General features: G+C 66.9%; 27 protein-coding genes. 13 read left to right on the plus strand and 14 right to left on the minus strand.

Annotated elements, in window-relative coordinates:
* Positions 1-20: 20 nt before the first annotated feature.
* The 3 genes from AC5P9P_RS01505 to AC5P9P_RS01515 are packed head-to-tail and all read left to right on the plus strand — an operon-like array spanning position 21 to position 3,039.
* The gene (locus AC5P9P_RS01505) at positions 21-1,706 is read left to right on the plus strand and encodes a GMC oxidoreductase (protein ID WP_111173079.1); all 1,686 of its coding nucleotides are present in this window, start codon (positions 21-23) and stop codon (positions 1,704-1,706) included.
* Entirely contained in the window at positions 1,706-2,281 is a 576-nt protein-coding gene (locus tag AC5P9P_RS01510; protein WP_094002095.1) for a gluconate 2-dehydrogenase subunit 3 family protein, read from the plus strand. The genes AC5P9P_RS01505 and AC5P9P_RS01510 overlap by 1 nt, the downstream gene beginning before the upstream one ends.
* Complete coding sequence (locus AC5P9P_RS01515) at positions 2,281-3,039, plus strand: 3-keto-disaccharide hydrolase (protein WP_111203052.1); 759 nt, start codon at positions 2,281-2,283, stop codon at positions 3,037-3,039. The genes AC5P9P_RS01510 and AC5P9P_RS01515 overlap by 1 nt, the downstream gene beginning before the upstream one ends.
* 30 nt (positions 3,040-3,069) lie before the next feature.
* Here AC5P9P_RS01515 and AC5P9P_RS01520 read toward each other — a convergent pair whose 3' ends face one another.
* From AC5P9P_RS01520 to AC5P9P_RS01540, 5 genes are read right to left on the minus strand one after another with little or no spacing between them, the layout of a single operon-like run.
* On the minus strand, positions 3,070-3,372 hold the full coding sequence (locus AC5P9P_RS01520) for a c-type cytochrome (RefSeq protein ID WP_495232571.1): 303 nt from the start codon (positions 3,370-3,372) through the stop codon (positions 3,070-3,072).
* Positions 3,373-3,390: 18 nt separating this feature from the next.
* The gene (locus AC5P9P_RS01525) at positions 3,391-4,254 is read right to left on the minus strand and encodes a sugar phosphate isomerase/epimerase family protein (RefSeq protein ID WP_495232572.1); all 864 of its coding nucleotides are present in this window, start codon (positions 4,252-4,254) and stop codon (positions 3,391-3,393) included.
* A 19-nt stretch (positions 4,255-4,273) separates the two neighbouring features.
* Positions 4,274-5,398, minus strand: a complete 1,125-nt coding sequence (locus AC5P9P_RS01530; RefSeq protein ID WP_495232573.1) for a Gfo/Idh/MocA family protein — start codon at positions 5,396-5,398, stop codon at positions 4,274-4,276.
* Positions 5,399-5,410: 12 nt separating this feature from the next.
* Entirely contained in the window at positions 5,411-6,628 is a 1,218-nt protein-coding gene (locus tag AC5P9P_RS01535; protein ID WP_495232574.1) for a nucleoside permease, read from the minus strand.
* Positions 6,629-6,655: 27 nt separating this feature from the next.
* Positions 6,656-7,708 carry a sugar phosphate isomerase/epimerase family protein gene (locus AC5P9P_RS01540; protein WP_149500789.1) on the minus strand — a complete coding sequence of 351 codons (1,053 nt, stop codon included), beginning with the start codon at positions 7,706-7,708 and terminating at the stop codon, positions 6,656-6,658.
* 95 nt (positions 7,709-7,803) lie between these two features.
* Here AC5P9P_RS01540 and AC5P9P_RS01545 point away from each other — a divergent pair, with 95 nt between their 5' ends.
* The 4 genes from AC5P9P_RS01545 to AC5P9P_RS01560 all read left to right on the plus strand — a co-directional run bounded on the left by AC5P9P_RS01545 (position 7,804) and on the right by AC5P9P_RS01560 (position 13,049).
* Positions 7,804-8,811 (plus strand): LacI family DNA-binding transcriptional regulator, encoded by a 1,008-nt coding sequence (locus AC5P9P_RS01545; RefSeq protein WP_043034159.1) that lies wholly within the window; start codon positions 7,804-7,806, stop codon positions 8,809-8,811.
* A gap of 147 nt (positions 8,812-8,958) precedes the next feature.
* Positions 8,959-10,011 (plus strand): sensor domain-containing diguanylate cyclase, encoded by a 1,053-nt coding sequence (locus AC5P9P_RS01550; RefSeq protein WP_111108441.1) that lies wholly within the window; start codon positions 8,959-8,961, stop codon positions 10,009-10,011.
* 107 nt (positions 10,012-10,118) lie between these two features.
* Positions 10,119-11,144: an AI-2E family transporter gene (locus AC5P9P_RS01555; protein WP_111108440.1), complete on the plus strand. Its 1,026-nt coding sequence runs from the start codon at positions 10,119-10,121 to the stop codon at positions 11,142-11,144.
* Between the two features lie 162 nt (positions 11,145-11,306).
* Entirely contained in the window at positions 11,307-13,049 is a 1,743-nt protein-coding gene (locus tag AC5P9P_RS01560) for a GGDEF domain-containing protein (protein WP_495232575.1), read from the plus strand.
* Between the two features lie 9 nt (positions 13,050-13,058).
* Here AC5P9P_RS01560 and AC5P9P_RS01565 read toward each other — a convergent pair whose 3' ends face one another.
* Positions 13,059-13,565 carry a PaaI family thioesterase gene (locus AC5P9P_RS01565; RefSeq protein WP_024956981.1) on the minus strand — a complete coding sequence of 169 codons (507 nt, stop codon included), beginning with the start codon at positions 13,563-13,565 and terminating at the stop codon, positions 13,059-13,061.
* A gap of 35 nt (positions 13,566-13,600) precedes the next feature.
* Positions 13,601-14,035, minus strand: coding sequence for a hypothetical protein (locus tag AC5P9P_RS01570; RefSeq protein ID WP_033833318.1), 435 nt, complete (start codon positions 14,033-14,035; stop codon positions 13,601-13,603).
* 284 nt (positions 14,036-14,319) lie between these two features.
* Here AC5P9P_RS01570 and AC5P9P_RS01575 point away from each other — a divergent pair, with 284 nt between their 5' ends.
* Positions 14,320-14,751 carry a pyridoxamine 5'-phosphate oxidase family protein gene (locus tag AC5P9P_RS01575; RefSeq protein ID WP_495232576.1) on the plus strand — a complete coding sequence of 144 codons (432 nt, stop codon included), beginning with the start codon at positions 14,320-14,322 and terminating at the stop codon, positions 14,749-14,751.
* 38 nt (positions 14,752-14,789) lie between these two features.
* On the opposite strand, the gene AC5P9P_RS01580 is transcribed toward AC5P9P_RS01575, so the two are convergent.
* On the minus strand, positions 14,790-16,184 hold the full coding sequence (locus AC5P9P_RS01580) for a DUF2867 domain-containing protein (RefSeq protein ID WP_049403234.1): 1,395 nt from the start codon (positions 16,182-16,184) through the stop codon (positions 14,790-14,792).
* A 24-nt stretch (positions 16,185-16,208) separates the two neighbouring features.
* A complete protein-coding gene (locus AC5P9P_RS01585) occupies positions 16,209-16,520 on the minus strand; it encodes an ArsR/SmtB family transcription factor (protein ID WP_005408491.1) in 312 nt (103 codons plus the stop codon).
* Positions 16,521-16,649: 129 nt separating this feature from the next.
* Here AC5P9P_RS01585 and AC5P9P_RS01590 point away from each other — a divergent pair, with 129 nt between their 5' ends.
* The 5 genes from AC5P9P_RS01590 (at position 16,650) to AC5P9P_RS01610 (ending at position 20,961) form a co-directional block, all read left to right on the plus strand.
* Complete coding sequence (locus tag AC5P9P_RS01590; protein WP_005412577.1) at positions 16,650-17,231, plus strand: NMCC_0638 family (lipo)protein; 582 nt, start codon at positions 16,650-16,652, stop codon at positions 17,229-17,231.
* A gap of 185 nt (positions 17,232-17,416) precedes the next feature.
* Positions 17,417-17,884, plus strand: coding sequence for a DUF2975 domain-containing protein (locus AC5P9P_RS01595; protein WP_005412578.1), 468 nt, complete (start codon positions 17,417-17,419; stop codon positions 17,882-17,884).
* The gene (locus AC5P9P_RS01600; protein ID WP_005408494.1) at positions 17,884-18,108 is read left to right on the plus strand and encodes a helix-turn-helix domain-containing protein; all 225 of its coding nucleotides are present in this window, start codon (positions 17,884-17,886) and stop codon (positions 18,106-18,108) included. Before AC5P9P_RS01595 ends, AC5P9P_RS01600 begins: the two co-directional genes overlap by 1 nt.
* A 43-nt stretch (positions 18,109-18,151) precedes the next feature.
* Positions 18,152-19,690, plus strand: a complete 1,539-nt coding sequence (locus tag AC5P9P_RS01605; RefSeq protein ID WP_024956986.1) for a TerC family protein — start codon at positions 18,152-18,154, stop codon at positions 19,688-19,690.
* 134 nt (positions 19,691-19,824) lie between these two features.
* The gene (locus tag AC5P9P_RS01610; protein ID WP_049403233.1) at positions 19,825-20,961 is read left to right on the plus strand and encodes a metallophosphoesterase; all 1,137 of its coding nucleotides are present in this window, start codon (positions 19,825-19,827) and stop codon (positions 20,959-20,961) included.
* Between the two features lie 55 nt (positions 20,962-21,016).
* On the opposite strand, the gene AC5P9P_RS01615 is transcribed toward AC5P9P_RS01610, so the two are convergent.
* From AC5P9P_RS01615 to AC5P9P_RS01635, 5 genes are all read right to left on the minus strand, one after another.
* A complete protein-coding gene (locus AC5P9P_RS01615; protein ID WP_043034153.1) occupies positions 21,017-21,655 on the minus strand; it encodes a ferric reductase-like transmembrane domain-containing protein in 639 nt (212 codons plus the stop codon).
* Between the two features lie 114 nt (positions 21,656-21,769).
* The gene (locus AC5P9P_RS01620; protein ID WP_111108437.1) at positions 21,770-22,504 is read right to left on the minus strand and encodes an HvfC family RiPP maturation protein; all 735 of its coding nucleotides are present in this window, start codon (positions 22,502-22,504) and stop codon (positions 21,770-21,772) included.
* Positions 22,497-23,342, minus strand: coding sequence for an HvfB family MNIO-type RiPP peptide maturase (locus tag AC5P9P_RS01625; RefSeq protein WP_111108436.1), 846 nt, complete (start codon positions 23,340-23,342; stop codon positions 22,497-22,499). Before AC5P9P_RS01625 ends, AC5P9P_RS01620 begins: the two co-directional genes overlap by 8 nt.
* Positions 23,343-23,398: 56 nt before the next feature.
* A complete protein-coding gene (locus tag AC5P9P_RS01630; RefSeq protein ID WP_033833324.1) occupies positions 23,399-23,875 on the minus strand; it encodes an HvfA family oxazolone/thioamide-modified RiPP metallophore in 477 nt (158 codons plus the stop codon).
* Positions 23,876-23,970: 95 nt separating this feature from the next.
* Positions 23,971-24,615 (minus strand): HvfX family Cu-binding RiPP maturation protein, encoded by a 645-nt coding sequence (locus AC5P9P_RS01635; protein ID WP_033833325.1) that lies wholly within the window; start codon positions 24,613-24,615, stop codon positions 23,971-23,973.
* Positions 24,616-24,852: the final 237 nt, after the last annotated feature.

Below are 24,852 nucleotides of genomic sequence, written 5' to 3' on the forward strand. Positions count from 1 at the left end.
TCCACCCAGGTGAGAAACCCATGGCAGATAATCACTACGACGCCATTGTTGTTGGCTCGGGAATCAGTGGCGGTTGGGCGGCGAAGGAGCTGACCGAGAAGGGCCTGAAGGTCCTGATGCTGGAACGCGGGCGCAACATCGAGCACGTCAAGGACTACGTCAACGCGATGAAGGAGGCGTGGGATTTCCCGCACCGCAACCGGCCAACGCAGGCAATGAAGGCCGAGTTCCCGGTGCTGATGCGCGACTACGGCCTGGCCGAGAACCTGGAAGGGATGTGGGCCAACGAACAGGAATCGCCCTACATCGAGACCAAGCGCTTCGACTGGTTCCGTGGCTACCACGTCGGTGGTCGTTCCTTGATGTGGGGGCGGCAGAGCTATCGCTTCTCCGATCTGGATTTCGAGGCCAACCTCAAGGACGGCATCGCCACCGACTGGCCGATCCGCTACGCCGATATCGCGCCATGGTACGACCATGTAGAGAGGTTCGCCGGCATCGCCGGCACGCGCGAAGGACTGGACGTGCTGCCAGACGGCGAGTTCCTGCCGCCGATTCCCTTGAACATCGTCGAGAAGGATGTGGCCGCGCGCATCAAGAAGGCCTTCGGCGGAACGCGCCATATGATCCACTCGCGCACTGCCAACATCACCCAGCCGATGCCCGAGCAGGGGCGCGTCAACTGCCAGTACCGCAACAAGTGCATCCTGGGTTGTCCCTTCGGTGCCTACTTCTCGACCCAGGCGGCGACGCTGCCGGCGGCGATGAAGACCGGGAACCTGACCTTGCGGCCGTTCTCGATCGTCAAGGAAGTGCTCTACGACAAGGATCGCAAGCGCGCGCGTGGCGTGGAGGTGATCGACGCCGAAACCGGCCAGACCTACCAGTACACGGCCAAGGTCATTTTCCTCAATGCATCGTCGTTCAACTCGACGTGGCTGCTGATGAATTCGGCCACCGACGTCTGGGACGGCGGGCTGGGCTCTTCGTCCGGCGAGTTGGGGCACAACGTGATGGACCATCATTTCGGTGCGGGCGCCTCGGGCCGGGTCGAGGGTTACGAAGACAAGTACTACTTCGGCCGCCGTCCCTGCGGCTTCTACATTCCGCGGTTCCGCAACGTCGCGGCCGACAAGCGCGGCTACCTGCGCGGGTTCGGCTACCAGGGCGGTGCCAGCCGCACCGGATGGTCGCGCGAGATCGCCGAGCTCAACATCGGTGCCGATCTGAAGGAGGCACTGACCGTGCCGGGTGACTGGCGCATCGGCATGACCGGGTTCGGTGAAATGCTGCCGCACCACGACAACACGATCCGCCTGGACCACGACCGCAAGGACAAATGGGGACTGCCGGTGCTGGCGATGGACGTGTCCATGCGCGCCAATGAACTGGCGATGCGCAAGGACATGGCCGCGGATGCCGCCGAGATGCTGGAGGCGGCCGGCGTCAAGGACGTGAAGATGCACGACAACGACTATGCCCCGGGCAAGGGCATCCACGAGATGGGGACCGCACGCATGGGACGTGATCGGAAAAGCTCGGTATTGAATGCGCACAACCAGGTCTGGGATGCCCCCAATGTCTATGTGACCGACGGTGCCTGCATGACCTCCAGCGCCTGCGTGAATCCCTCGCTGACCTATATGGCGCTGACCGCGCGCGCGGCCGACCATGCGGTACGCGAACTGAAAGCGGGGAACCTCTGATGGATCGCCGCGAACTGTTGAAGATGATCGTTGCCGCAACCGGTGCGGCCATGGTTGGCCTGCCTGCGCTGGTGCATGGCAAGGTGCCGGCTGCCGGGGCGATGCCCGCGTTCTCCGATGCCGACATCGGCATGCTGGACGAGATCGCCGAAACCATCCTGCCGCGGACAAGGACGCCCGGGGCCAAGGACGCGGGTGCCGGTGCGTTCATGGCGACGTTCGTCAGCGACTGCTACACCGCCCGGCAGCAGGCGACGTTCCGCGCCGGCCTGGCCGACATCGACACGCGCGCCGGTGGCCGTTTCGTATCGCTCACGCCGGAAGCCCGCACCGGGTTGCTGCGAAGGCTGGACGCCGAAGCCAAGGCACGCAATGCCGACGTGACCGAGACCGGCACTCCCGAGGAAGGCGAGGCCATGCCGCATTACTTCACGATGATCAAGCAGCTGGCCATCTTCGGCTTCTTCACTTCAAAGGTCGGGGCGACCGGTGTGCTGCAGTACGTCGCCGTGCCGGGCCGCTACGACGGTGACCTGGCCTATGTCCCCGGTACGCCCGCGTGGGGGACCAGCTGATGGACACCACCCTGATGCTCCGCCCTGCGTTGATCACGGCCGGCCTGCTGGCCGCTGCATCTGCATTCGCTCAGGACGGCGCCGACGCTGCGCGTGACCCGAAGAAGACCGAAGTGTGGACGCCCGTGCCCGCAGTCGTGGCCACGCCGCCAGGCAAGGCCCCCTCCGATGCCATCGTGCTGTTCGATGGCAAGGATGTCTCGGCGTGGGAGGCAGAGCAGGGCGGGCGCGTGCCCTGGACGGTTGCCGATGGCGCCATGACCGTCGTTCCGGGCAGCAAGGGCATCCGCACCCGGCAACGCTTCTGCGATGTCCAGCTGCATGTCGAATGGCGTAGCCCCACCGAGACGAAGGGCTTCGACGGCCAGAACCGGGGCAACAGCGGCATCTTCCTGCAGGAACTGTATGAGCTGCAGGTGCTCGACAGTTACAACAACCCGACGTATGCCAACGGCCAGGCGGGTTCGATCTACAAGCAGGCCATGCCACGGGTGAACGCCTCGCGCGCACCGGGCCAGTGGCAGGTCTACGACATCATCTGGAAGGCACCGCGCTTCTCGCAGGGCGGCGGCCTGACGTCGCCCGCGCGCATCACCGTGCTGCACAACGGCGTACTCGTGCAGGACGACACCGTGCTGGCAGGCAGGACCGAGTACATCGGTGCGCCTTCGTACGCACCCCATGCGTGCGCGCCGCTCTATCTGCAGGAGCATGACTCCAGGGTCAGCTACCGCAACATCTGGGTGCGCGAACTGTAGCGGTACGCAGCCGGCGTGGTCGCCGGCCGCCTACTTCGCCAGATAGCTGGCGAGGTCGTCGATCTCCTGCTGCGACAGCTGGGCAAAGGGCGGCATCAGTCCTCCGCCCTTCCTGATCTTGTCCTTGACCTGGGCGGGCTGAAGCCGCTTGCCGACGTCGGTAAGCGCTGGGAAGGTCGGCGGTACGCCGGCGCGTTCAACACCGTGGCAGGCAGTGCAGTGCTGGGCATAGAGTTTCGCGCCGGCGGCAGGATCGTCCTTGGCCCGGGCTGCCGTTGAAGTGCTCATGCCGCCCAGGGCCAGGGCCAGGGCCAGGGCCAGGATCATCTTCATGTGGGGCTCCTTGATGCGTCAGCGCCGTGCACGGGTGGGCACGTTGGCGGGCAGGTGTTCACGCAGGTAGTCCGCGCCGGTCTGGATGACCTTGGCCGGGTCGCGTGGCTGGTCGTGTTCGACGATGTACCACTGCACCTTGGCCGCCGCAGCGGCGGGCAGGATCGCGTTCCAGTCCAGCACGCCCTGGCCCACCGCGGCGAATCCGCCTTCATCCTGGGCCTGGCCCTTCGGCGCATTGTCCTTGGCGTGCACCGCAAACACGCGTCCACGGAATTTTCCCAGCATCACCGCCGGGTCCAGGCCCGCGCGTGCAACCCAGGCCAGGTCCAGCTCGGTCTGCAGGTCGGGCCCGGCCGCTGCGAACAGCAGCTCCAGCCCGGTCTGACCGTCGAAGTCGGCCAGCTCGAAATCGTGGTTGTGATAGGCCAGGCGCATGCCCTTGCCGCGCACCTGCTTGGCGATGCGGCCCAGCTCCTTGCCCAATGCGGTCCAGCCCGCGGCATCGGTTGGGCGGTCCTTCTGGTCCAGGTAAGGCACCACCAGCGTGCTGTTGCCGATCGACCGGTTGAACGTCACCACACCATCCAGGTTGCCCCGCAGCTCGGCCAGTGGCACGTGCGACGAAACCGCCTTGATCGAATACCGGTCCAGCAGCTGCTTGAGTCCGGTGGCGCTGGTGTTCTGCGTACCGACCGTTTCCACCGCACGGACGCCCGCGTCGTGGACGATCTTCAACTGCTGATCGAGCGAGCCTGCATTGCGCAGGGTGTACATCTGCACCGCGATCGGCTTCTGCGTGGTGGCGGCTTCGCTCGCGAAGGCGGGCAGGGCAGCGAGCAGCAGGACGAGACTTGCACTTCTACGGAAAAGAGCTTTCATCAACAGATCCTCCCGGAATTCAACCGATGGTGGTCCAGGCACGTGACCTGGCTGATGCAATGACGCGATCGACGATCCGTGCCGAGCGCAGGCCGTCTTCGAAGGTGGGCAGGCCCTGCGGCCGCCCGCCTTCAATGGCGCGATAGGTGTCGGCCACAAACGCCTCGAAACACTGGGCGTAGCCCTGTGCATGCCCGGCCGGCAGCACGGAAAGGCGGCGTTGTTCGGCGCTGCCGGCACCGGGGCCGCGCATGAAGGTTTCCTCGCGCTGGTCGGGCAGGCCGATCCAGAGTCGTTCGGCATCCTCCTGGTTGAAGGCCACGCTGGCCTTGGCGCCATCGATCTCGAACCAGAGGCGGTTGTGGCGTCCGGCCGAGACCTGGCTGACCGTCAATGACGCCAGCGTGCCGGCGCCGGTCCTGAACATCGCTGCGGCCACGTCTTCGCTGGTGACAGCCTGCATCGCCCTGGCGGCCGTTGGCGTGCTGAAGCTCTGCCCGCTGACGGCGCCACGCTCGGCGATCACCGTGGAGAACGCCGCGTTCACTTCGGCGAAGCCCTCGCCACTGACCCATTCGACCAGGTCGCACCAGTGCGAACCGATGTCGGCGAACACGCGCGACGTGCCTCCCAGCGCGGGGTCCACGCGCCAGTTGTTGCTGGCCGGATCCAGCAGCCAGTCCTGCAGGTAGCTGCCGTGGATCAGGTGCAACGGCCCCAGATCGCCCCGGGCGATGCGTGCGCGCGCCTCCCGGACCACTGGGTGGTAGCGGTAGACGAAGGGCACCGTGGCAACCAATCCGGTCGATGCGGCCAGCGCCGCCAGCGCCTGTGCATCGTCCAGCGTCGTCGCCAGCGGTTTCTCGCAGATCACGTGCTTGCCGGCTTCCAGCGCAGCCTGTGCCATGGCGCGGTGCAGATGGTTGGGCGTGCACACGTGCACGACCTGTACCTGCGGATCGGCGATCACCTCCTCGATATCCCGGTAGGCGCGCGGGACATTCCAGGACTGCGCGGCCTCATGCGCGCGCTGCGCTGACGAGGCGGCTACGCCGCGCACCTCGGCACCGGCCAGCAGTGCCGCACGACGATGCACTGCACCGATCATGCCAGCGCCGACGATGGCGATTCCAAGCTTGGGCATCGACGGGGATCCTCAGGGTGTGGAGGGCGCGGCCGTGGCCGCCGGCCGGTCGCGGAACAGCAGCAGGAAGGCGATCAACACCACCAGTGCAACGCCGGCCGGGAACAGCCAGATCTGCTGCCAGTCGGGGCCGGCCTCGGTGGTGAAGTGCTCCACCACCGCGCCGGACAGGAAGGTGCCGATCAACATGCCCACGCCGTAGGTAGCCAGGGTGATGAAGCCTTGCGCGCTGCTGCGCGCGGCGGGGCCGGCATGCGCATCGGTGTAGATCTGGCCGGTGACGAAGAAGAAGTCGTAGCAGATGCCGTGCAGCACGATGCCGATCACCAGCAGCGAGAAGCCGCTGCCCGCATCGCCGAAGGCGAACATGGCGTAGCGCACCACCCAGGCGGCCATGCCGACCGCCAGCATGGTCTTCACCCCCAGCCGCACGAACAGGAACGGCATGGCCAGCATCAGCAGCACTTCGGAGACCTGGCCCAGCGACTGCAGGCCTGCTGCGCCGCGCACGCCCAGGTCGTTGAGATACGGATTGGTGAAGTTGTAGTAGAACGACAGCGGGATGCAGATGGCGATGGAAGCCAGGAAAAACACCAGATAGGCACGCGATTTCAGCAGACGCAACGAATCCAGCCCCAGGATCCGCCCCAGCCCGGCATCGCGCTGCTGCGCCAGCGGTGGCGTGTGCGGCAGGGTGAATGCATACAGGCCCAGCACCAATGATGCCAGCGCGGCCATGCGGAAGGTGAGTTCAAGCCGATGGGCCTGCTCCCAGCCCAGCCAGCCGATCAGCACGCCTGCGACGATCCAGCCGATGCTGCCGGCCACGCGTACCAGCGGGAACTGTTTCTCGGGCGACTGCATGTGCCGCATCGCCACGCTGTTGGCCAGTGCCAATGTTGGCATGAACAGCAGCATGTAGCCCATCACGCAGGCCGAGAACACACTGAAGCTGGTGGCGGTGGACGCCAGCCACATCAGCACCGCGCCGGCCAGGTGCAGCACCGCGAGGATGCGCTGCGCCGCGAAGTAGCGGTCTGCGATCAGCCCGACCAGGAACGGCGCCACGATGGCGCCGATGGACTGGCTGAGGAAGGCGGAGGCCACCTGGCTGGCGCTGGCCTGCAGCGGGCCCTGCACCAGGTAGGTTCCGAGGGTGACGAACCACGCCCCCCAGATGAAGAACTGCAGAAACATCATCGCGCCCAGGCGCGACATGGCGTGCGTCATGGCTTGCCCTCCCGGGGCGGTCTTGGCTCAGATTCCCAGCATGCGGTGCAGTGATGCGGCGTCCGTGCCACTGTCGGCAAAGTCGTCGAAGGCGTGTTCGGTCACGCGGATGATGTGGTCGCGGATGAAGGCGGCACCCTCGCGTGCGCCGTCCTCGGGGTGCTTCAGGCAGCATTCCCATTCCAGTACCGCCCAGCCGGGGAAGTCGTACTGGGCGAACTTCGAGAAGATCGCCTTGAAGTCGATCTGGCCATCACCGAGCGAACGGAAGCGGCCCGGACGCTCGATCCAGTCCTGGTAGCCGCCATACACGCCGCTGCTTGCGCTGGGGCGATACTCCGCGTCCTTGACGTGGAAGATGCCGATGCGCGCGTGGTAGCGGTCGATGAAACCCAGGTAGTCCATCTGCTGCAGCAGCAGGTGGCTGGGGTCGTACAGGATCTTGGCGCGGGGGTGATGATCCACCACATCGAGGAAGCGTTCGAAGGTCGCGCCATCGTGCAGGTCCTCACCTGGGTGGATCTCGAAGCAGAGATCCACGCCGCAGGCATCGAAGGCATCGAGGATCGGGCGCCAGCGGCGGCCGAGTTCGGCGAAGGCTTCTTCCACCAGTCCCGGTGGGCGCTGCGGCCAGGGATAGAAATAGGGCCAGGCCAATGCGCCGGAGAACGTGGCATGCGCGGTCAGCCCCAGCCGCTGGCTGGCTTTGGCGGCCAACAGAAGCTGCTCCACCGCCCAGGCCTGGCGGGCGGCGGGATCGCCACGCTTGTCCGCGGGTGCGAATCCGTCGAACAAGCTGTCGTAGGCCGGATGGACCGCGACCAGCTGCCCCTGCAGATGGGTGGACAGCTCGGTGATCTGCACGCCATGACCGGCCAGCATGCCGGCGAGGTCGTCGCAGTACGCCTGGCTGCGCGCGGCCTCGGCCAGATCGAACAGGTGGGGCGCCGTGGTGGGGACTTGTACGCCAGAATAGCCCAGACCCGCGGCCCATCCGGCCAGCGTGTCCAGCCGATCAAAAGGAGCCGTGTCGCCGATGAACTGCGCCAGGAACAGCGCTGGACCCTTGAGCGTCTTCAACGTGATTCGCCCTCGATGCAATCGATTGCATTATCCTAGCAGGGGCTTACGCAAGACCTGTTGTGCAGTGCACAGCGGGCGGGAGAACTAACGCCATGGCCACCATCTACGACATCGCAAAGCACGTCGGCGTCTCCGCCGGCACCGTGTCGCGTGCACTATCGCGGCCGGACAAAGTACTGCCGGCCACGCGCACGCGCATCGAGCAGGCCGCCGCGGCGTTGGGCTACGTGCCCAACACGGTCGCCCGCACGCTCAAGACCCAGCGCAGCGGCAAGATCCTGGTCACGGTGCCGGATATCGCCAACCCGTTCTTCGCGCAGATCCTGCAGGGCGCGGAAGACGCCGCGCAGGCTGTCGGCTATGCGGTGCTGCTGGGCGATACGCAGGACCAACCCGACCGCGAGGAGCGCTACGCGCAGATGCTCCGGCGCAACGAGGCCGACGGCATGATCGTGCTTGGCCATCGCCTGCCACCGACGGCGCGCGAGATTGTCCAGCAGAGGGGGGCTGCCGCGCCGGTGGTCAACGGCTGCGAGTTCGATCCCGCGCTGGGCCTGCCCAGTGTTCACATCGACAATGCCGCCGCCGCACGCGCCGTCATGGAGCACTTGTACGCACTGGGCCATGAACGGATCGCCGTGGTCGGTGGGCCGCCGGACAATCCCCTGCACCAGCAGCGCCTGGAAGGGGTACGGGCGGCCGGCAAGGCGCGTGGCCGCCTGCGCCAGCTGAGCATCGTGCCCGGGGATTTTTCAGTGGAATCCGGCCATGCGGCTGCCATGGCGCTGCTGGACGGCACGTCCGCACCAACGGCGATCTTCTGCTTCAGCGACCAGATGGCGCTGGGCACCCTGGCGGCCTGCCGGGAGCTGGGCATCCGCGTGCCGGAAGACCTGTCCATCGTCGGCTTTGATGATCTGGCGTCTTCCCGCTACCTCACGCCGCCGCTGACGACCATCCGGCAGCCGATGCGGGAAATCGGCGCGCGCGCGGTCAACCTGCTGCTCGCCATCATCGAACAGGTGGATGTTCCGCTTCAACAGACGCTGGATTTCAGCCTGATGGTGCGGGGATCGACGGCTGCGCCCCGACGCAGGTGACCACGGGGTGGGGCCGCGGGAGGGTGGCAGCCGGCCCGCGCGATATCGTGCAACCTTGATCCCGAATTGACGCAAAGCTGTCAGACTCATCGCAGGCAGCCCGGCAAGGGCCGTAGCAGCAGGTGCGATCGCGCAAGGGGGGCGGCAATGCCATTTTTCACCGATTCGGCGGAAGGCGCGGTCGAAGGCATTGGCGCGGCACGTCGCATCGGCTGGATGCGTTTCGTCGGCAATGGACTGGGAGCGATTCCCATCGCCTCGATCATGCTTGAACGCCAGGATGGCGGGCTGGCGTGGGTCCTGCTGCTGCTCAACGCGCTGGCGTGGCCGGCACTGGCATTGCTGCTGACCCAGCGCTCCCGCCAGCCGGCGGTCGTCCAGTTCCGTTGCATGGTGGCCGACTCCTTCTTCGGCGGTGGCTGGATCGCCTTCATGGCGTTGAGCGCGGTGCCCAGCGCACTGTTCGCCGCGCTGCTGGTGGCCGACAAGATCGCTGCCGGTGGCGTGCGCCTGGCGATGCGCGCCACGCTGGCCCTGCTGCTGGGCTTCGCACTCACCTGGTGGTTGCTCGGCTTCCCTTACCAGCCGGTCACCTCGCAGCGCACGATCGTGCTGAGTGTCCCGTTCCTGTTCGTGTATGGCATCGGCCTCAGCATTCTCAGCTGGCAGCTGGCGCGCCGGGTCAAATCGCAGAACCGTCAGCTGCAGCGGCTCAGCCGGATGGACCCGCTGGTCGAGCTGGCCAACCGTGGCTTCCTGATCCTGCGTGCGCAGCAGGCGCTGGACCGGGCCCAGGGCCAGGGCGGCTTTGCCTGCCTGCTGATGCTCGATGTGGATGATTTCAAGCGCATCAATGACTCGCATGGCCACCGCGCCGGTGACGAGGTGCTGCGGCATATCGCGGCGACATTGCGCACCTTTGCCCGGCCCGGTGATACGCCCGCGCGGCTGGGGGGCGATGAGTTCGTGGTGCTGCTGCGCGACTGCGCGCCCATCGATGCGATGCACGTGGCCGAGCGGGTGCGCCTGCACCTGCGGGAGGCCGCGCGGCAGGCCACGCCGGGCGTGGAGTTCAGCGTGAGTATCGGCATTGCCGCGACGCCGCGTGGCGGTAGTGTCGAGGACTGGTTGGCACTGGCCGACCGCGCGCTCTACCACGCCAAGCGGCAGGGCAAGAACACAGCCAGCTACGGCGAGTGAGTGCGGCACGGCTGCCGCCGAACGAGGCCGAAACGCCCGTTCATCCTGCACGCGGAATCGGCACGCCAATCCTCTACCATGGGCCACCCCGCCCGGACGCGCCGCCCATGCAAGACGCCCTCGTTGCCCAGCCCAAGCCCCCCGTTGCGAGAATCGCGGCCTGGCTGATGATGCTGTTGGGCATGTGGCTGGCGCTGAAGCTCGGCCTGGTGGTGACGCTGCTGTCGGGCCTGCTGGTGTTCCAGCTGACCCATGTGCTGGCGTCCACCGTGGAAGGCAAGCTGCCGCCGGGGCGGGCGCGGGCGATCGCGGTGATCGTGCTGTCGGCGATCATCATCAGCGCGCTGGTGCTGGCCGGCATCGGCGTGGCCTCGTTCTTCCGCAACGAGACCGGTGGGCCGGACGCGCTGCTGGCACGGCTGATGGATATCCTCAATTCGTCGCGCCACCAGGTTCCAGCGCTGCTGCAGCCGTATATCCCCGAGGACATGCCGGCGCTGCGTGCGGCGCTGAATGACTGGGCCGCCGAGCACCAGCGCCAGCTGGGCGTGGCCGGTACCTCGGTGGTGCAGGTGGGTGTACGCGTACTGATCGGCATGGTGCTGGGCGCGATGATTGCGCTGTACGACGAACTGCCGCTGCCGACGATGGGGCCGCTGGCGCAGGAGCTGATCGGGCGCACCAGCCGCCTGGCCACCGCGTTTCGCCAGGTGGTGTTCGCGCAGGTGAAGATCTCCCTGCTCAACACCCTTTTCACCGCCATCTTCCTGCTGGGCGTGCTGCCGTTGTTCGGCGTGCACCTGCCCCTTTCCAAGACGCTGGTGCTGATCACCTTCGTCGCCGGCCTGCTGCCGGTGGTGGGCAACATCATCTCCAACACCATCATCAGCATCGTCGCGTTGTCGGTCTCGTTCTATGTGGCCGTGGCCGCGCTGTTGTACCTGATCGTGATCCACAAGCTGGAGTACTTCCTCAATGCGCGCATCGTCGGTGGCGAGATCCAGGCGCGTGCCTGGGAGCTGCTGCTGGCCATGCTGGTGATGGAGGCGGCCTTCGGCCTGCCGGGCCTGGTCGCCGCGCCGGTGTTCTATGCCTACGTGAAGCGCGAACTGGTCGACCAGCGCTGGATCTGACGCGGCTGGGCATGACGTAGTTGTCCCGGTTCGAATGCCCGCACGGCCTTGTCGGTGCGTTCGCGGTCGGCAGGGTATACCCACCGCCACGGTTGGCCCGCGAGTGGCTTGGCGCCTTTGTAGCCGGCCGTTACAGTGTTCGGCACTACAGGGGAAATGTGCATGGCCCGCAAGGCGTCGCCCATCGGATTGCGGACCTGGGTCTGGATCCTGGCTGGGCTGTTCGTAGTCTGTACGCTGCCGCTGATGGCCATCGCACTGGTGCAGGGCACGCTGCGCTTCACGGCCGCCGAGGACAACCTGGCCAGCCTGCGCCAGCTGCGGCAGACCTTCGACCTGGCCAACCTGGTGTCGGCCGAACGCGGCCCCGCCAACAGCCTGCTGGGGGCCGACCCGGCCGATGCGGCCGAGCAGGCACCGCTGGCCGCGCAGCTGGCGGCCGCGCGCAAGCGGGTCGACGCTGCCCTGCTGCAGCTGGACACCGTGTTCAAGGCTGATCCGGGAGTGGTCGACGAGCATGGGCTGCTGGCCGACGCGCAACGTCGCCTGCAATCGGCGCGGGCTGCGGTCGACCGGGTCTTGGCGCAACCCCATGACGCACGCCGCGTGGAGGAGGTGGAGCGTGCGATCAGTGGCATGTTCGCCGTGGTCGATCGCCTGCACCTGCTGACCTCGGCACAGATCAACGTGCTGGTCAGCGCCGACCGTGAAGCAGCGATTCCGGCGATGCAGGGCCAGGTGCTGATCGATCTTCGCGAGCATGGTGGCCGCCTGGCCTCGAATGTGATGGCGCCGGTGGCGGTGCCAGGGGCATGGCGGGAGGAACAGGTACGCGCTGCACTGCAGACCGAGGGTCGCCTGTTGGAGCTGTGGCGGTTGGCGGGCAGCCACGAGTCGGTGTTCCGCAGTGACCCGGAATTGTCATGGCACTGGGACATGGCGCGTCGGCAGTTCTTCGGCGAATCGCTGCCGATGATCGAGCAGTTGATCGAAGATGGCCGCCGAGGCCTGCCGCCGCCATGGACCGCCGCCGAATTCACCACGCGCTACGTGCCGACCCTGCAGTCGCTTGAGGCGCTGCGTGATGGCTACCTGAGCGTGTCCATCGCCCGCTTTGAACGCACCCGCAATCGCGAGGCCATGCGCCTGGCCGTGCTGCTGGCGACCGCGCTGGGCACACTGGTGGTGCTGGGCGTGGCATTGCGCATTGCCCACCGGCAGATCCTGCAGCCGTTGCTGCAGGCGCAGGCGCAGGTGATCCAGCTTGCCTCGGATGCACCCGGTCCGGAGCAGCATGTCACCCACCCGCTGGCCGAGATGCAGCGCTTGTTCGACGCCATCGAAGTACTGCGTGAGAAATCGCGCGAGCGCTCGGCACTGACCAGCGAGCTGCGCCAGCTCGCTGGCACCGACGAGCTGACCGGATTGTTGAACCGGCGCGCGCTGGATGAGGTGGTGCAGCGGAGACACGCGGGGGGCGATGCAAGCGCCGTGGTGATCCTGCTGGACGTGGATCGCTTCAAGGCGATCAACGATGGCCATGGTCATGATGCCGGCGACGAAGTGCTGGTGCGGGTGGCGCAGTTGTTGCGGCATCAGCTGCGCCGCAGCGACAGCATCGCCCGTTATGGCGGCGAGGAATTCCTGGTGCTGCTGGCCGACGGTGATCTGGCCGGTGGCCGCCAGCTGGCCGAGTCATTGCGATTGGCCCTGCAGCAGATGGACATCGCGCTGGCCGGCGGCACCGTGCTGCGGGTGACCGCCAGTTTCGGCGTGGCCGAGGGCGGCACCGACGCGCTGGGCTGGCGCACCCTGCTGCGTGCCGCCGATGCGGCCATGTACCGGGCCAAGGCGCAGGGGCGTGATCGGGTACGGGTGGCGGGTGGCGGTCGCATCATGCGCTGAGGGCACGCCTCAGCCGATGCGTGCATGCACCCGCCGCAGCGTCCGCGCGATCATCCGGCGCGCGATGGGACGTGGTACCGATAAGCCACGCCAGCGCAGCGCACCCACCCGGAAGGTGGCGGTGGCGGTGGCCAGTACGTTGCCTGCCGGGTCAGTCAGCCAGCCACGCGTGAAGGCGATGCTCCCCTTGCTGTGCTCGACTTCGCCCCAACCGATGATGCGCCCTGGTCGTGCCGGACTGACGAAACTGGTCTTGGATTCCACCGTGACCGCGATGCGGTTGGCGGGCAGAGTGGCGTAGATCGCCGGCCCCATGCAGTCATCCAGCATCGCCGACAGGAAGCCTCCCTGCACGTTGCCCATCGGGTTGGTCAGCATCGGCCCGGCGTCGAACTCGACATGGATGCGGCGCAGTGCGTCGTCGTAGTCGACGAATCGCCAGCCGAGCAGGGTGCCCGCCTGGGAGGGCGGCAGATCACCGTTGACCACGCTGTAGAAGATCGATTCGGGATTCATGGGAGCCTCGATGGAGGGAGAGGAGGGAGCACGCATCAGGACAGTGCCAACAGGGCCAGCACGAATCCGATGACCGACAGCAGCACCACCGCGGCGCCGGCGGGCACCGGTGTACGCGCACCGGTGCGTCGCCGCACGCCGGAAGCGACCAGTACCGGCGGTACGGTGGCGAACAGGCAGAACAACTGGAAGGCCAGCAGTTGCGGCAGCGCGAAGTGTCCGCCGAAGAAGATCAACCAGGCCAGCATCACGCCAGCGCCGGCCAGTGCGATCCAACCGGCGCCGACCACGCGGATGAGTGCCATCAGCAGCAACTGCATGCGCGGTTCGACCTCCTTCCATGGCAGGCCCACGGCCTGGCCGTGGTAGGGCATGAAGTCGGAGCGTTTCAGGTAGGCCGCAGCAAACAGCGAGACAATGAAGAACGTCAACAGGTAGCAGCCGAACGCGAGCCAGGCGAACAGGTCCATGTGGGGGCCATGCGGTTGCGGAGGGGAGCCCCGGTGATGCCGGCGGCCATGCCGGATGCATCGCGAGGTTGCGCGATTCTCGGGCAATGCCCTGTTAGAGGCGTGTCGCGGCGTGGAGGACCGTTCCTCCATCCGCCTTTAACGCGGGTGTGGTGGTGAGGAATGCGTCACACACGTGCCATGCGCCCTATCGCGTTTTCTGTGAAGAGGTCGCAACTGCCCATCCACGCTTCGGTCACCGCTCTGCGCAGACGCTGGGACTCCATCCGACGAGGGACGACGACATGACCCAGCTCACCCTGCCTGAACTGTCCAGGAAAATGGCCGGCATCGATTTCACGATGCTGCAGACCCACGCCGGCGGAGAGATTGCCGGTCGTCCGATGAGCAACAACGGCGACGTGGACTATGACGGTGACAGCTGGTTCTTCACCACCGAAGACACCGACATGGTGCGCGAGATTGAAGCTGACCCCGCCGTCGCGCTGGGTTTTTCCGGCAGCAAGTCGCTGCTGGGCAAGCCACCGTTGTTCGTGCACGTGCAGGGAAGGGCAGCGCTGGTGCGCGACCGGGCCACGATGAGCCAGCACTGGGTGAAGGAGCTGGAGCGATGGTTCGAACAGGGCGTGGATACACCGGGACTGGTGCTGATTCACGTGCGCGCCAGCCGCATCCACTACTGGGATGGCGAGGACGAGGGCGAAATCGTTATCTGAGCGGAACCGTGCAGGGCCCGGCGCATCGTGTTCCAGGGTCAGCAGTTCGCAGGGTGTGCTGCCGGATCCCCAACATTGGCCAGCTCCGGTGCCAAGGCGTGTTCCACCGCACGCCGCAGCAGTGCCGGCGCGACATAGTGCCGGTGCCCGGCGTCGATCAGTGCCATGTACATGCCGCCGAACGCATTGAAGGTCTGCACGCGAGAGCCCAGGCTGATCTCGACATGTCCATCGCTACGCCGCTGCACGCGCACGCTGCTGCGGAAACGCAGGTGCCGATCGTCGGCGCCGAGCAGGACTTCGGCGTCGTTGTCCTGCGTATCGATGTGCGAATCCAGCACCGGAAATCGACCAGCGAACAACCGGCTGCGATCGGTGGACAGCAGTGACGACACCGGGCATCCCAGCGGCGACGTGCGCAACCGCAACGGCGCCACCAGTCGGTTTCGCAGCGCCATCAGATGGCCTACGCCGCTGGGCGGATTGCGCAGGAAGCCGTCCAGTACATCGGCCAGCAGTGCCGACGCGGAGCGGTGGACCACCTGCGAGGGTTCCAGGCACAGGGTGGTCAGGTCCTGGTAGTGGCTGTGCGGCAGCGCTGTGGGCAGCAGGCCATCGGTGGCGGCGGGCCGCGAACGGATGGGATAGGCCGGTGTGGCACGTTCGACGAACCCGTGCAGCGGCCGCATGGGGATGCGGCGCAGCTGGCCGAGCAGGGCACGGGTACGCGCGCAGAGGTGTGCGCACAGGCTGGGAGGCGCCGCCTGCAGCGACAGTTGCAACAGCGGTGCCGCCGCAAGCGAAGTGCCCGAAGGCCAGTGCGATTCCGGAAGCACCTCGGTCAGGCTGGGGATATCGGCGGCATTGCGTTGCACCTGTGCACGCGCCTGCTCGCTCATCGCGCCGGCCAGTTCATTGCTGTGGCAGGACAACGCGAACAGCGCGGGATGTGCAGGATGGTTCGACGCGAACTGGTGCCAGGTGCCGCCGCCGAAGCGCACGGTAAACAGGCAGTCCGGTGGGATGCGGATGCGCCGAAGCGTGCGCGCGAAGGCACCGGGATCTGCTGCCAGCTGCGTGTCGGAGGCGGTGGCGAAACGCAGCTCGGCTCCCGCGCTGCCGGCGATGGCGGTGAACATGCGCGGGCCTGCATGGCGATGAAACGGGTGGCCACCGGCACCGACGGTGAAGCTGTACAGCGAGGAGGCATCCCCGTGCTGCAGGTGCATTCCACCCAGTCGCGCCGAAGGTTCATCCAACGCATCGATGAACGCCGGGTGGTGGCGCTGACGCTGGCCGGCGTCACTCACCAGCGCGTCACCGGCACCGATGCCGAGCTGCGCGATCAGGGTGACTTCGGTCGGACTGCCGCCGTTCTGTGCCGGAAGCTGCACTGCTGGAAACGAACGGCGATCGCGGGTCGAACCAGGCATCGTCATGCTCCTTGGCGGGGCGGATCAGCGGGCGGGGGCCTTGCGACGGGCGCGGGCTTCACGCTTGAGCGGGCCGCCGACCGGGCAGACTTCGGCCGCCCACGAGAACAACGTGTTGGCCAAACGGTCGGGTACCTGCCTGAAGTACACGAACTGGCCGCGTTTCTCGCGTTCGATCAGTCCGGCTTCCTCCAGGATGCGCAGGTGGCTGGACAACGCCGGCTTGCTGAAGTCGAAGCGCTCGGCCAGCTCGCCCGCGCTGAGTTCGCCGGCACTGAGATAGGCCAGGATCTGCCGGCGGGCGGTGGAGGCAAGGGCTTCGAAGATGCGGTCCATGGCGAGCTAATTAACTAATTCGTTAACTGATACTCCTCCCGCCGGTGGCGGCTGTCAAGCCATGACCCATTGCGCGGCACGCCCGGGCTTTGCCATCCTCCCTGCTGTTTTCCGTAGCGTGGAATCCCGATGCGTCCTGCGTTCTGGCTGGCTTTGGCCCTGCTGCCCACCCTGGCGGCGGCGCAACCCGCGCGCACGCCCAAGGCCAAAGCTCCGGCGCAGGATCCCTTCAGCGAGTTGTTCGATACCGCCTGCATGCAGCACATCGGGGCCCCGGCGCGGTTGCAGTCGCTGATGGAATCGAATGGGCTGTCGCCGCTGCAGCCCGCCGAAGCCGCCACGCTGTTGCAGGGGCAATCGGGTGTGGCCTGGATGGTGCCCCTGGCCAGTGGCCGTTATGCGGTGAGCTGGGCTGACGATGGCACGTGCACGGTCTACGCCGAGAAGGCCGACGCGGCGGTCGTGCAGAAGGGATTCGCCCGGTTGGTGCAGGCCGCGCCGATGCCGTTGCAGGTGCGCTCGCTGCCGGGACGTGGGCCGCTGTCGGCCGATCAGGTGGCCATCCAGTACGGCTGGGCCACCCCGGGGCAGGGCAAGCTGCAGGTGCGCTTCCGCCTGGTCACGCGGCAGGCCGCCGATGCCGGCGTGCAGGCGATGGCCTCTGCGACGCCGGGTGAGGCAATGCTGGAGCGGGGCGCGCCCGGGCCCTGACAGGAGCCACGCCTGCGGTTCAGCCTTTCACGCAGCGTGTGATATATCGTTTATCGATAAATCCATCCCGGGGGCGGCGCGTCCACCCCAACACCGGAGGCCGCTTGACCGCTCGTCCCGCCCGCGCCAGACCCGCGCGAGGCCTGTTTGCCCTGGCCCAGGCCGCCGTACAGGCCGTCCGGGCGATGTGCTGGCTGGGCATCCTGGCCGCACTGCTGGCGGTGCCGCTGGTCGCCCACGACCGCCGCTGGCTGCTCGACAGCGTGCATGACGCCGAGGCCGCTGCCGCGCACGGCAATGATCTGTTCCTGCACTTCTGCCTGGGCCTGGGCGCGATCATCGCGCTGCTGGTGCTGTGCCTGCTGTTCCTGCGCCATCTGCTGAGGCTGCTGAAGTCGGCGGCGCGCGAGCGGCCGTTCACCCACGCCAATGCACGGCGCCTGCAGCGCATGGCCTGGCTGATGCTGGCAATGGAACTGCTGTCGATCCTGATCGGTGCCTATTCGGCCTGGATGGGCCCGGATTTCACCTGGATGGAGGTCGGCGGTGGCATGTCGATCACTGGCCTGGTGGCCGTGCTGATGCTGTTCGTGTTGGCGCGCGTCTTCGCCGTGGGCGCAGCGATGCGCGACGACCTCGACGGTGTCATCTGATGGCGATCGTCATCACCCTGGACCGCATGCTGCAGGAACGCGGCATGACCCTGTCCGAGCTGGCCGGGCGCATCGACATCACCCTGGCCAATCTGTCGATCCTGAAGACCGGCAAGGCGCGCGCCATCCGCTTTTCCACCCTTGATGCGATCTGCCGCGAGCTGCAGTGCACGCCCGGCGACCTGCTCGGGCACGACCCGGCGCAGGCACAGGACGCTGACTGAGCGGTCGCTCTTTTCCCTTACCTACTGACGAAACGGACCTGAAATGGAATGGTTGGCTGACCCCTCGATCTGGATGGGCCTTGCAACCCTGGTCGTGCTGGAGATCGTTCTCGGCATCGACAACCTGGTGTTCATCGCGATCCTTGCCGACAAGCTACCGCCGCACCAGCGTGACCGCGCGCGGGTAATCGGCCTGGCGCTCGCCTTGCTGATGCGGCTGGTGCTGCTGGCGGCGTTGGCGTGGATCATGAAACTGACCGAGCCGCTGCTGACGCTGTTCGACCACAGCTTCTCCGGGCGTGACCTGATCCTGTTGGGCGGTGGCCTGTTCCTGCTGTTCAAGGGCACCATGGAGCTGCACGAACGGCTGGAAGGCCGCGAACACCACGAGGATGGCAAGAAGGTCTACGCCAGCTTCGCAATGGTGGTGGCACAGATCGTGGTGCTCGACGCGGTGTTCTCGCTGGACTCGGTGATCACCGCGGTGGGCATGGTCGACAACCTGGGCGTGATGTATGCCGCCGTGACCATCGCGATGGCGCTGATGCTGTTGGCCAGCAAGCCGCTGACGCGCTTTGTCAACAAGCATCCCACGGTGGTGGTGCTGTGCCTGGGCTTCCTGCTGATGATCGGTTTCAGCCTGGTGGCCGAGGGCCTGGGCTACAAGATTCCGAAGGGTTACCTGTACGCGGCGATTGCCTTCTCGATCCTGGTCGAGGCGTTCAACCAGTGGGTGCGTTTCAACCGTGAGCGCAACGAACGCCGCCAGCCGTTCCGCCAGCGCACCGCCGACGCCGTGCTGCGCATGCTGGGCGCGCGCCCGGCCAATGGCCACGACGACGAAAGCGCGGACGAACACGTCGATGCCGAAGAGCGCCTGCAGCCGGCGGAGCACGAGATGATCCGCAGCGTGCTGGGGCTGGCCGATCGCCCGGTGTCGAGCGTGATGACGGTGCGTGCCGACGTGCAGTGGATCGACCTGGCCCGTGGGCAGGAGGATGTGGTGGCACGCCTGGTGGCGTCGCCGCACACCCGCCTGCTGGTGGGTGATGGCGACCTGGACAGCCTGCGTGGCGTGGTCCAGAGCCGCGACCTGCTGGCTGACCTGCTGCAGGGCAGGCCGCTGCAGCTGGAAGGCAACCTGCGCGAGCCGCAGTACGTGCTGTCCAGTGCCAGCGCATTGCAGGCGCTGGAACTGATCCGCCAGCACCCGGTGCCGTTGGCGGTGGCGGTGGACGAGTACGGCAGCGTGGAAGGCCTGGTGACCGCCAACGACCTGCTGGCGGCCATTGCCGGTGACCTGGTCGATACCCAGGACGAGCGCTATGGCGTGGTCGCGCAGGGCGAGGACCAATGGGAGGCCGACGGTGCCCTGACCCTGGACGACCTGCAGCGGCTGGCCGGCGTATCGCTGCCGCGCAGTGCCGACTACATGACCATCTCCGGCCTGGTGCTGGAGCGTCTGGGGCGCCTGCCGGACATCGGTGACGCGGTGGAGATTGCGGATGTTCGCATCACCGTACTGGCGATGGAGAAGCGTCGCATCGCCCGCCTGCGGGTGGAGCGCCTGGGGCATCCGTAGCGTCGAGCCATGCGCGATCGAGGTTCTGTAGCGTCGAGCCATGCTCGACGGCTTCCTGAGCAGCCGAGCATGGGCCCGGCTCTACACAACACGACCCGCAGCCGTCACCATGGCGGGCCCGCTTTCTGTCATGGATGGTTGCAGTGCTGAGTACGATCGGTTTGTTGATGGGCCTGTATGTGGCCTGGCGCCTGTTCTGGCCACTGCGCATGCCCATCTGGATGAAGGTCGTGCTGTCGTTGCTGCTGGTGGGCGTGGCCGTGCAGCTGCGCATCGTCGCCACCTTCTGGGGCACGATGGCCTCGCCGGAGATCCCGAAGCTGGCCATCGCCGTTCTGGCCACCGGCTCCACGGCGGTACTGCTGCTGGCCTTGATGATGCTGGTGCTGGATGCCGGCCTGCTGCTTTCGCGCCTACTGCGTTGGCCGCGCATCGTATCGGTCCTGCGCGCCTCGAAGCTGCGGCCGTTGGCCGGCCTGCTGGCGCTGCTTGTGAGTGGCTATGGCATCAGCCAGGGCATGGCCGTGCCCCAGCCTCGGCAGATCGACGTGGCGATCAAGGATCTGCCTGCTGCGTTCGACGGCTATCGCGTGCTGCAGCTGACCGACATCCATGCCAGCCGCCTGCTGACGGGCGACTGGGTGCGCAGGGTTGTGGACGAGAGCAACGCACTGACGCCGGACCTGATCGTGATCACCGGCGACCTGATCGACGGTAGCGTCGAGGCGCGTCGCGAGGACGCACGCCCGTTGGCTGACCTGCATGCACCGGACGGCGTCGTCGCCATCACCGGCAACCACGAGTACTACGCGCAGTACCAAGAGTGGATGCAGGCGTTCCGGGCGCTGCACATGCAGGTGCTGGAGAACAGCCACCTGCAGGTGCGGCGCGGCGATGCGGCGCTGACCATCGCCGGCGTCACCGATCCGGTGGCGGCACGCTATGGCCTGCCGCTGCCGGATCTGGAAACCGCGCTGGCCGGTGCCGATCCCTCTGCACCGGTGATCCTGCTCGATCACCGCCCTCGCAATGCGCGCGAGGCGGCCGCGCGCGGCGTGAAGCTGCAGCTCTCTGGGCATACCCACGGCGGGCAGATCATCGGCATGGACCAGCTGGTGAAGCGAGCCAATGGCGGTTTTGTGTCCGGCCGCTACGACGTGGATGGGATGACGCTTTACGTGGGTAACGGTGCGGGCCTCTGGGCCGGTTTCCCGGCGCGCATCGGCGTGCCGTCGGAGATCACCCTGATCACGCTGCGCCGCGCGCCTTGACCTGAAGTGGGGTCATATCCCATTTTCGCAGGTAAAGGTATCTGGCCCCAGCCCCTCAGGCCGCCCGCAGCGGCGGCCGCACATGCGCACTTCGGCGCAGCGCCTGCGCCCGCTTGGCAATCCAGCGCACCACGAAGGCGGTGAACAGCAGCGCCGACGGCACCGCATACCAGAAGTTGCCCGGAACGCGCTTGAAGTACGAGTAGGTAAACACCGCCGCGATGATCCACATGCCGGTGACGTGCAGGCGACGCCAGGCGGTGGGTCCCATGCGCCGGGCGAGCCCCCGGTGCGAGGTGATGGCCAGCGCCAGGATGGCAATGTAGCCCACCGTGCCCGGGAGGTTGGCCAGCGCGGATCGTGCTGGCCAGAACGCCGGGTTGAGGACGCCGAAACTGGTGATCGCGACTGCATGCAACAGGTGCGAGAACGCGAAGGACAGGCCGATGATGCGCCGTTCCCGCAGCAGGAAGCGGGTGAACGGGCCGGGCAGAAGGCTGGCGAACGACGATGCCGTGAACGCTGCCAGGAACAGCAGGAACGATGTGCGCGCAGTGACCCGGATCGCGGCTCGGCTGCCTTCGGCTGCATCGGGATACAGGGCGAAGGCCGCCAGCGCGAAGGCGATCAGGACCACCGCTACGGCCACGAACAGGCGCCAGCCATGCAGGAAGGACGTGTTGGAAGGAGCCATGATGAGACCTCGAAGTAGGGGACGGTAGTGCCGGCCGCTGGCCGGTCAAGGAAGGGGTAGTGCCGGCCGTTGGCCGGCCAAGGAACGGGTAGTGCCGGCCGCTGGCCGGCAACCTCAGAAAGCAGGCAATGCAACCAGCACGCCCGCCGCGCACAGCTCGCCCAGAACAGGCACGCAGGCCATGCGCAATGCGTCCGCTGCCACGCCATGTGTTTCGGACAGCAGCTGCAGTGCTTCATCCACCGACGCGCTGTCGTCACCGAACACCGACAGCAGCGCGTAGGCCAGCGGTGACAGTTCCTCGGTCTGCAGGCTGAAATCGGCGAGGCGCTGGATCACCAGCAGCGTGGGAGCCGTGCTCAACACCGGCTCCAGCGCCCCGTCCTCATGTACTGGCCACTGGTAGCCAAGCACCCGCACCAACGGCGAAATCGCCAGCACATCATTGCCTACGGGAGCGCGCTGCAGCGGCCGCCCGCCGTCACGCGCTTCAATGTGCAGCGACTGCTGCGTGCTCTCGTAGTGCGCCAGTTCCGCTGCCCAGCCCGGCAGCGCCAGCGTGTCCTGCACCGCCAGCCAGGCCGCGAACTCGCCCGCGATCTGCGGGAACAACGGCGTGCGGCAGGCGTGCCTCGCGTAGTAGTGCTCGACGGTGTTGCGCCAGCAGGCATCGCCCAGCTGCGACTTCAGCCGCGGCAGGCTGCCCGCCAGCAGGCTGTCCAGACTGTCAATGCACAGGCGGCGGTAGACCGCCATCCGCCGCGCCTCGATGCCATCGGGTGCGGTCTTTGCAGGGTCGCGCACACGATCGGCCCAGCGCCGTTGCAGGGTCGCCAGCGACTCAGCCATGGGTCACCTCGGGCCAACGTGCCTCGGCCTGCGCCTGGCGGATCTGCCCGACCTCGGCCAGCAATTCGGCAAGCGGGGGGAAATTGAAGTCGCGTTCGAGCAGCGTGGGGCGCACGCCCACCCGCGCATAGGCCTCGCGCAACAGTGCCCAGACCACGCCTTTCACCGGCGCACCGTGGGTATCGATCTTGAAGCCATCGTCTTCATCGAAGTGGCCTGCTACGTGCAGCGAGGCGATACGGTGGGCCGGCACGCGGGCCAGGAATTCGAAGGCGTCGTAACCGTTGTTGCAGGCGTTGACGAAGACGTTGTTGACGTCCAGCAGCAGGTCGCAGTCGGCTTCGGCGAGCACGGCGTTGATGAAGTCGATCTCGCTCATGTCCGCGCCGGCAACGGCGTAGTAGGAGATGTTCTCTACTGCGATGCGTCGGCCCAGCATGTCCTGCACCTGGGCGATGCGACCAGCGACATGGTGAACGGCCTCGGCGGTGAACGGCAGCGGCAGCAGGTCGTAGACATGGCCGCCGGCGGCGCAGTAGCTCAGGTGTTCGCTGTACAGCTGCACCTGGTGCAGGTCGAGGAAGGCACGGGTCTGTGCCAGCAGTGTGCGGTCCAGCGGATCAGGACCACCCAGCGACAGCGACAGGCCATGGCAGGTCAAGGAGTGGCGCTCGCTGAGTTGGCGCAGCGCAGCGCCGTGTGCACCGCCGATGCCGATCCAGTTGTCGGGAGAGACTTCGAGAAAGTCGATGGCTCCGGCCGGCATGGCCAGCAGTTCGTCGATCAGGCCGCGGCGCAGGCCAAGACCGGCGGCATGGGTGGGCAGGGGCAGGGACATGGTGGATGCTCCAGAGAGAGGGCGCCGCCTTGAAGGCAGCGCCGGGTGAACGTCGATCAATCGGCAACGCGGGAGAACAGGCCCTTCGGCATCGGCTTGCCGTTGGCGGTGTAGACGCTGCGCAGGTAGTCGTGCGCTTCCTGCTCGCTGATGTAACCGTCGTGGTCGGTGTCGATGCGGTCGAACTCGGCGGCGCGCTTGGCGGCCACAGCGTTGAACTCGGCACGCGAGACCTTGCCATCGTGGTCGCGGTCAGTGCGGGCAAACGAGGCGTCGCCGCACTTGCCTTCGCCACACTGGCCCTCGGCCACCTTGGCCTTGCCGGCGGGCTTGCCGGTGGTGGCCTTGTTGGCCCCGCACTTGCCTTCGCCGCACTTGCCTTCGGCGGCGGCGCTCATGGCCACCGCGCTGATCGCCAGCGGTTGGATCGCTGCGGCCTGGCCGGCCAGCAGCAGGCCACCGGCCAGGGCGATGCCGATGGCACCAATGCGCGGCAGGCGGGAGGAGGGGGTGTTCCTGGTCGAGATGGACATGGTGATGACTCCTTGGGAAAGCACGCGGGGCGTGCGGGATGGACGCCGCCGAGGAGGCGACGGAAAGCGAAAGGCGCGGGAACAGGGGAATCAGCTCAGGCGGCGTGGCGACGGCGCAGCAGATAGCCCAGCAGCAGCACGCCGCCGAGCAGGGCACCGCCGAAGCCGATGCCGGGCAGCAGCGCCGCAACCGGCAGCAGCAGGGCGATCAGGCTGACGCCCCAGCCCAGGCCGTCATTGCCGACAGCGGCATGCTGTGAGCCGGCCAACAGCCGGTCCACGCTGAGCGCGCCACCGCCGTTGAGGATCAGCGGCAGCAACATGGCCAGGAACAGCAGCGGCAGCTTGAAGTTGCCGTAGCCCTGGTCGGTGATCGCATAGCCCTGCCAGAGTTCACCCAGGCCGTTCCATTGGTCGGGCCAGTGCACGGCGGCGATGGCAACGATGGTGAGGACCCAGAAGACGTAGGCCACCGAGCGCGTGGCCAGGCCGAGCAGCAGCATCACCGCGCCCACCAGTTCCAGCCAGGTCGCCAGCTGCCAGTTCAGCGAGGCGGGCAGGGCGGAGAACGGGAACGGGAAGCGGCCTTCCAGGTCGGCGAACCAGTTCTGGCCGCCCAGCTTCTCGCGGCCGGATTCAAAGAACTCCCAGGCCAGCAGGGTGCGCAGCGCCAATGGCGAGAGCCAGCGGCCGACGGCGTCCAGGCGGGGGGTATACATGGAAGAGGCGGTGCTGATCATGGTGGTGTCCTGCGGGCCAGTGGTCGATGGAGGCCATTCCAGGCGGCGCAGGTATCGGCAACGTGTGCCGTTGCCCGGGATTTTGTCAGCGACTGTGGCCGCGGCCGGGTTTCGTACAGTCAGATACAAAGACGATGCGTTGACGCACATCGGGGCGTTGCGCGCCCGCGTGCGGGGAGCGATATCCACCCGGTAGCGCCCGGCCAGGACCGGCGCCCGAATGTATCCCACTGTAGA

This window comes from Stenotrophomonas sp. YJH_SMC_14-1 (assembly GCF_059372275.1).